Origin of the sequence: Teichococcus deserti (assembly GCF_001982615.1) — a bacterium.
GTDB classification, from domain to species: domain Bacteria; phylum Pseudomonadota; class Alphaproteobacteria; order Acetobacterales; family Acetobacteraceae; genus Pseudoroseomonas; species Pseudoroseomonas deserti.
Window position 1 is genome coordinate 1 of the sequence record NZ_MLCO01000343.1, and the last position, 4,905, is coordinate 4,905.

Annotated in this window: 6 protein-coding genes; 3 read left to right on the forward strand and 3 right to left on the reverse strand. The window is 70.9% G+C overall.

The window, feature by feature from the left end; translation table 11 throughout:
- A partial coding sequence (locus tag BKE38_RS26570; protein WP_367596375.1) for a ketopantoate reductase family protein occupies positions 1-973 on the forward strand: 973 nt, incomplete at its 5' end.
- Positions 970-1,725: an SDR family NAD(P)-dependent oxidoreductase gene (locus tag BKE38_RS26575; RefSeq protein ID WP_076960213.1), complete on the forward strand. Its 756-nt coding sequence runs from the start codon at positions 970-972 to the stop codon at positions 1,723-1,725. The genes BKE38_RS26570 and BKE38_RS26575, both read left to right, overlap by 4 nt.
- Before the next feature lie 49 nt (positions 1,726-1,774).
- On the opposite strand, the gene aidB is transcribed toward BKE38_RS26575, so the two are convergent.
- Positions 1,775-2,584 carry an AidB family quorum-quenching N-acyl homoserine lactonase gene (aidB, locus tag BKE38_RS26580; RefSeq protein ID WP_076960214.1) on the reverse strand — a complete coding sequence of 270 codons (810 nt, stop codon included), beginning with the start codon at positions 2,582-2,584 and terminating at the stop codon, positions 1,775-1,777.
- A gap of 123 nt (positions 2,585-2,707) precedes the next feature.
- Here aidB and BKE38_RS26585 point away from each other — a divergent pair, with 123 nt between their 5' ends.
- Positions 2,708-3,412, forward strand: a complete 705-nt coding sequence (locus tag BKE38_RS26585) for an SDR family oxidoreductase (protein WP_076960215.1) — start codon at positions 2,708-2,710, stop codon at positions 3,410-3,412.
- 3 nt (positions 3,413-3,415) lie between these two features.
- Here the strand turns inward: BKE38_RS26585 and BKE38_RS26590 are convergent, their stop codons facing one another.
- Together BKE38_RS26590 and BKE38_RS26595 are read right to left on the reverse strand one after the other, a co-directional pair.
- Positions 3,416-4,423, reverse strand: coding sequence for a DUF2891 domain-containing protein (locus tag BKE38_RS26590; RefSeq protein ID WP_076960216.1), 1,008 nt, complete (start codon positions 4,421-4,423; stop codon positions 3,416-3,418).
- 13 nt (positions 4,424-4,436) lie between these two features.
- Positions 4,437-4,905, reverse strand: a 469-nt coding sequence (locus BKE38_RS26595; protein ID WP_207553682.1) for a GNAT family N-acetyltransferase, incomplete at its 5' end; no start/stop codon positions are given.

A 4,905-nucleotide genomic window follows, 5' to 3' on the forward strand; every position in this document is an offset into this window, starting at 1 on the left:
GGTGGGGGCGGCGCTGGTCCGCGCCGGCCATGCCGTGGTCTTCGTCGACATCGAGGCCGAGCATGTGGCGGCGATCCGCGACCCGGCCCGGGGCCTGTCGATCGAGGGCCCGATCGAGCACCACAAGGTGCATGCCCCGGCGCATCTGCCCGGCGAACTAAAAGGAAAATTCCGCCGCATCCTGCTCTGCGTGAAGGCGCAGCACACGGACTCCGCGGCCCGCGCCCTGCTGCCGCACTTGGCCGAGGACGGCTATGTCGCCTCGCTGCAGAACGGGCTGTGCGAGCAGATCATCGCGGGCGTGGTGGGGACACAGCGCACCATCGGCGCCTTCGTCAATTTCAGCGCCGACTGGCTGGCGCCGGGGCATATCCTCTATGGCGGCCGCGGCGCCGTGGTGGTGGGCGAGCTCGACGGCAGCGTGACGCCGCGGCTGGAGGCGCTGCACCGGCTGCTGTCGCTGTTCGAGCCGCGCGCCGAGCTGACCCGCGACATCGGCGCCTATCTCTGGGGCAAGCTGGGCTATGGCGCGATGCTCTTCGCCCAGGCGCTGGGCGAGAAGGGCATCGCCGACGCCCTGGCCCGCCCCGAGCTGCTGCCGCTGTGGCGCGCCCTGGGCACCGAGGTGATGCAGGTCGCGGCCGCGGAAAAGGTCTCGCCCAAGGGCTTCAACGGCTTCGACCCGGCGGCCTTCCAGCCTGGCGCGGCACCGGAGGCGGCCGCGGCCAGCGTGGCCGCCATGGTCGCGTTCAACCGCCCCAACGCCAAGACCCATTCGGGCATCTGGCGCGACCTGTGGGTGCGGAAACGCAGCACCGAAGTGGATGCGCAGCTGGCGCCCGTGGCGGCGCTGGCGGCGAAGCACGGCATCGCGGCGCCGGCGCTGAACGCGCTGATCGCCGCCATCCATGACTGCGAGGCCGGCCGCCGGCCGATGGACGACCGCAACCTGACGGAGCTTCTCAGCGCATGAACATCCGCTTCGACGGGGTGGTGGTGGCCGTCACCGGCGCCGGCCACGGCTTCGGCCAATTGGTCGCCCGCGACTTCGCCGCCATGGGCGCGCGGGTCTTCGGCTGCGATCTGTCGGCCGACGAGCTGGCCGAGACCGCCCGCGGCACCTCGATCCAGACCGAAGCCTTCGACCTGACCGCCGCCGGCGCCGCGCGCGGCTGGATCGCGCGGGTCGAGGCCGCGGCCGGCGGTCCGATCGGCGTGCTGGTGGCCAATGCCGGCGGCGTCCGCGGCCAGGTGATGCGCCCCGTGGAAGACGTTCCGGAAGAGGACTGGCACGGCATCTTCGACATCAACCTGCATGCCTGCTTCAACCTTTGCGCCGCGGCGGTGCCGGGGATGAAGAAAGCGGGGCGCGGGAAGATCGTGACGATTTCCTCGGGCGCCGGCATCCAGCGCAGCCTGACGGGGATCCAGGCCTATTGCTCGGCCAAGCACGGGCTGGTCGGACTGACCCGCCAGCTGGCCAGCGAGCTCGGCCAATACGGGATCAACGTGAACTCGGTGGCGCCGGGCTTCATCCCGTCCAACCCGGCCTCCATCGCGCAATTCGCCAGCTATGGCGCGGAAGGGCAGAAGCGGCTGCTGGACAGCATCGCGCTGCGCCGGGTGGGCGAGGCGCAGGACATCGCCGATGCGGTGACCTTCCTCGCCAGCGACAAGGCGAAGTGGATCTCGGGGCAGATCCTCAGCGTGGATGGGGGGAAGTAAGCAAGCAGCGGGGGAGAATGAATTCTCCCCCGCGCCCCCTCATCTTTTTCTATTCTAAAGCAAAGCCCGCGCCCGACGCCGTCACGCGGTGGAAACCCTCGACATGGCTGCCGGCGATTACCAAGCCCTCGGCCGCGGCGCGGGCCAGGGTGGCGCGGCGGGTTGAGGCCGCCAGGGCCGGGTCGATGTCGAAGACCAGGCCGATCTCGGGCTCGGCGGGTTGCAGGGACTGCAGGTGCAGCAGGTCGGCCCAGACCAGCAGGCGGCCCTCGATCAGATAGCCGGTGTGGCCGGGGGTGTGGCCGGGCAGCAGCACCGCCTCGATCCCCGGCAGCACGGCGCCGGCGGGCAAGGCGCGGACACGGTCGCCGAAGACGCGCAGCAGCTTCTCGGCCACCTTGAAGCCGCCATGGCGGGATTCGGGCAGGCGGGCGCGGGCCTCCGGGTCGGTGAAGAAGGCGAGGTCCGCTTGCGGCGCCCAGATCTCGGCCTCGGGGAAGAAGGGCTCGTCGCCGTCGTAGAGGCCGTTCAGGTGGTCGTCATGCAGATGGGTGACCAGCACGCGCTCGACCGCCGCCGGGGCGATGCCCAGCGCCGCCAGCTGGGCGCGGGCATGGCCGAAGCCCTCGCCCCAGGCGGTGCCGACGCCGGCATCGATCAGCGTCACCCCCATCGGGCCGCTCAGGAAAAAACAGTTCACGTCGGTGGCGATCTGCGGGCGGCCCCAGCGCGCGATGGCGCGGGCGCGGTCGGGCTCGCCGCTGGTGTGCAGGATCGTCTCGGCCGGCGCGGTGAAATGGCCGTCGCGCAGCAGGAAGGTCTCGATCGTGCCGGAGCGGAAGGATGGGGCGGTCGGCATGGGATGCCTCCTCGAGGGTCGCTGCCTTAGACCATGCCGGCGGCGCGGCGGCCAGCGCCCAGGGGTTGCCGTCGGATGACACGCGGCGAAGAATGCCGGACCGGTTGCAAGGGATGGGACAGGATGGCCGATCAGAAAGTGGCGGTGGTGACGGCGGGCGGCAGCGGCATGGGCGCCGCCTGCGCGCGCAAGCTGGCGGCCGACGGGTTCCGGGTGGCGGTGCTGTCCTCCTCCGGCAAGGGCGAGGCGCTGGCGCAGGAGTTGGGCGGCATCGGCGTCACCGGGTCGAACCAGTCGCATGACGACCTGGCCCGGCTGGTCGAGACGGTGGTCGCGCAATGGGGGCGGATCGACGTGCTGGTGAACAGCGCCGGCCACGGCCCGCGCGCGCCGATCCTGGAGATCACCGACGAGGCCTGGCACAAGGGCATGGATGTCTATCTGCTCAACGTCATCCGGCCGACGCGGCTGGTGGTGCCGGTGATGCAGAAGCAGGGCGGCGGGGCGATCGTGAACATCTCCACCGCCTGGGCCTTCGAGCCGAGCGCGATGTTTCCCACGTCAGCCGTGTTCCGCGCCGGGCTGGCCTCCTTCACCAAGATCTTCGCCGACACCTATGCGGCCGAGAAGATCCGCATGAACAACGTGCTGCCCGGCTGGATCGACAGCCTGCCGGCGACCGAGGAGCGCCGCGCCGCGGTGCCGATGCAGCGCTACGGCACTATGGCGGAGATCGCGGCCACCGTCGCCTTCCTGGCCTCGGAAGGGGCTGGGTATATCACCGGGCAGAACCTGCGGGTCGATGGCGGGCTGACGCGGGCGGTCTGAGGGTCAGCCCTCGGCGACGGTGAGGGCGAGCAGGGCATAGGTCGCCAGCCAGTGCTCGCCCATGTAGTCGCCGGACAGATGCGGCAGGGCGGCGGCATAGTGCTCGTCGGCCGCCTGGCGCAGCACCGCGGCGGTGGCGTCCGGCACCGCGGTGGCAAGGGCGCGGAAGCACCAGGCGCGGCTGAGGTTGAGCCCGTCCAGATGCGCGATCTTGCCGTCGCTGCGGTCGGTGACGCTGGCCGGGGCGAAGAGCGTCGCCGGCTTTCTGTCCGACAGGCGCGGCAGGAAGCGGGGGAACCAGGCCGCGAATTCGGCGGGTGGCAGCAGGCGGCGCATGCATTCCGCCTCGATCATGGCGGATGACAGAAAATCGTCGCCGCTGGGCTCGCCCCAGGCGGGGCAATCGGCGTCGTCGCCATACCAGCGGCGCGCGGTATCGCGCAGCAGGGTCAGCAGCGCCTCGTCGCCGGTGGTCTCGGCATAATCGGCGGCCATGCGCAGGCCGAAAGCCGTGTTGAAATGCGTGCCGACCCGGACCGGATAGGGGGCAATCGGCAAGAAATCGCGGTAGCGCTGGGCGAAGATGTCTGTGAGCGGCTGCAGGCTTTGCGACCAGCGGGGCTCGGGCAGGCGATGCAGCTCGGCGGCCAGCTTCAGCAGCCAGGCCCAGCCATAGGGGCGCTTGAAGCCGCGCGCGGTGGGGGCTTTGAGATAGGCGCATTCTGCCGCGACCTTGTCGGCGGTGAAGGCGCGGTCGAAGAGGGCGCGGATCGCAGGCGCCTTATCGCCCTCGGGGAAGAGGCGCAGCAGCCGGGCCAGCAGCCAATAGCTGTGCACGCAGGAATGCCAGTCATAGCTGCCATAGAAGACCGGATGCAGCTGCGAGGGCGTGCGCGCATCCGCCGGGCTGGCCAGGGTGTGGTCGGGCTTGTTGGGGTATTCGCGCTCGACATGGCCGAGGGCAATGGCGGCGAGGCGGGCGGCCTCGGCGGCGGTCAGGGTCTCGGGCATGGCGGCTTCCGGGTCAGAGGGGGCGCTTCAGCCGCGGGCCGATCTCGGTGAAGCCGTGGCGGAGATAGAAGGACAGGCTGCGGGCCCATTGCGGCTGGCGCGGCGCGCCGACCTCGAGCAGCGGCCAGGCGCGGGCGCGGCCGATGCTTTCTGCCTCCATCAGCAGGCGCTGCGCCAGGCCGGATGAGCGATGGGCGGGCGCCACATAGAGCTCGGTGATCACGCCGAAGGCGCCGCCGGCATAGATGGAGGCGCTTTCGGTCAGCATGATGACGCCGATGTCTTGTCCGTCATCGTCGACGGCGAGGACGCCGAAGACGCAGTCGGAGAGGGCGAGCAGCCGCGCCGCCGCCTCGACCCGCGCGTCGCGGCGGGAGGGGATGCCGGCGAGCTCCATCAGCAGGGCATCAACCAGCGCGCCAACAGATTCGGCATCGGCGGGGATGGCGCGGCGGAGGGTGGTCACGAGGGGGGCTCCGAGT